This is a genomic window from Arthrobacter sp. ZGTC131 (assembly GCF_002929275.1).
GTDB lineage: Bacteria > Actinomycetota > Actinomycetes > Actinomycetales > Micrococcaceae > Arthrobacter.
Window position 1 is genome coordinate 1 of the sequence record NZ_PJIK01000045.1, and the last position, 1,573, is coordinate 1,573.

General features: G+C 66.7%; 2 protein-coding genes. Both read left to right on the forward strand.

Annotation, left to right across the window (positions count from 1 at the left end; all coding sequences use genetic code 11):
- Positions 1-294: 294 nt before the first annotated feature.
- Positions 295-723: a hypothetical protein gene (locus tag CXQ90_RS21600; RefSeq protein ID WP_104141380.1), complete on the forward strand. Its 429-nt coding sequence runs from the start codon at positions 295-297 to the stop codon at positions 721-723.
- A 103-nt stretch (positions 724-826) separates the two neighbouring features.
- Positions 827-1,177 carry a DUF3846 domain-containing protein gene (locus CXQ90_RS21605; protein WP_104141381.1) on the forward strand — a complete coding sequence of 117 codons (351 nt, stop codon included), beginning with the start codon at positions 827-829 and terminating at the stop codon, positions 1,175-1,177.
- Positions 1,178-1,573 lie beyond the last annotated feature (396 nt).

Sequence of the window (1,573 nt, forward strand, 5' to 3'; positions counted from 1 at the left end):
TTGTCTACGACGTTTTTTGTCTGCTGTCCTTCGGATTATCGTGCCCGCTCCGGCCCCATCCAGCCCCTCCTTCGTCGGGGCCTGCGGGCGCGCGCAATCGGCTCCGGCGCTCCTGCGTCGCTTATTTCCTCCACAGATTGCACGTCCCCTTGCCCTGCGGGTGGACAGGGCCTCCGTCGGGCACAGCTACGCAAGCTTCGCCAGCAGGCAAAAAACAACGGGGGAGAAGGGGAAGCTGGCCGGTCACCACCCGCACCCCGCCCACCACATCCTCAGCAAAGGACGAAAAAACACATGACTGAAACCACCACCACAGAGGTCGTTACGGCCGACACCGGCGAGACCATCCCCGGCGCGCCGGTCCTCGGAGACTTCCACTTCGGAGACGGTTACGAATGGATCGAAGCCATCGCCGAGGACGGCTGGACCGCCCTGCCGAACTGGGGGAGCGAGGGCTGGGACCTGGGCCAGTGGCCCTACGTCATCGTCGCCGCGACCCGCACGGCCGACAGGATCGGCAACCTGTTCGGCGTCGCCACCTACTGCGAGGGCGACGTGACCACCCGGTACTTCCGCACCAAGCGGGCGCAATGGGACGCGATCACCGAGCAGGCGTTCTTCTCGTGGAGGAACGGGCAGGCCACCGGCCCGGCTAACCTCCCGGCGGCCGCCGCTGAACTGCCCGCCCGCGACCGAGCACCGTATCCCGGCTGGACCTCCTAGCCCGACCTTCGGCGCCGGTGGCCCAACGCCACCGGCGCCGCAAGGCAACCCCCGGCGAGGGAACACCTCGAATTACACGGTTGTTTACAACAAAGGACCCAAAATGAGCACGACATACACGGCACTGATCATCCCGTCCCGGACCAGCGAACCCGTCCGGACCGAACAACTCGACCCGTCACTTCCCACCCTGCAGAACCTGGTCGGCGGAGACATCGAAGCAGTCACCCGCGGCGACTGGCACGTCTACCTCAACGCCGAGGGCATGATCATCAACCTCCCGCCCAACCTGCGCGCCGCCCAGCTGATGTACGACTGCGGCCTGGACCTGGCAGGAATCGCCCGCGGCACGGCGGTCTTCCTTGGCCATGGAAACCACGGCGAGGAGGCCGACATCCCCGAACACCTGATCCGGCTCGCCGAAGAACTCTTCGACACCCCGCTGGCGGCCTAGCACCTGTCCTGCCTTCCGGCACTCACACTCATGAGTGCCGGAAGGCAGGACTCGCGCAAAATCTTGGGCGGGCCGCCGCAGGATGCAGCTTCCGCTGTGGTCGCCGGCGGCGGCCCGCCCCTACCGGAAAGCCAGCAGCACATCACCTTAGGTGCCGGGCCTGCGGCAAGGGAAGCGGCCGGCAAACGCTGATTTGGGCAACAGCCTGGTGCGCAAAGCATGCTCGCCGGGCTCGCACCCGTTCGGGCGTCCGCTGGCGCGGCCGGCTGTCGGGGTCCAATGCGTCCGTCGCAGGGCTCCGGGCGCCCTGGCCCTGATCTGTCTACGACGTTTTTTGTCTGCTGTCCTTCGGATTATCGTGCCCGCTCCGGCCCCATCCAGCCCCTCCTTCGTCGG

Bases quoted from the DNA above. Each gene is read 5' to 3' on its own strand.
- CXQ90_RS21605 (WP_104141381.1), top strand. From the start codon at position 827: ATGAGCACGACATACACGGCACTGATCATCCCGTCCCGGACCAGCGAA.
- CXQ90_RS21600 (WP_104141380.1), top strand. From the start codon at position 295: ATGACTGAAACCACCACCACAGAGGTCGTTACGGCCGACACCGGCGAG.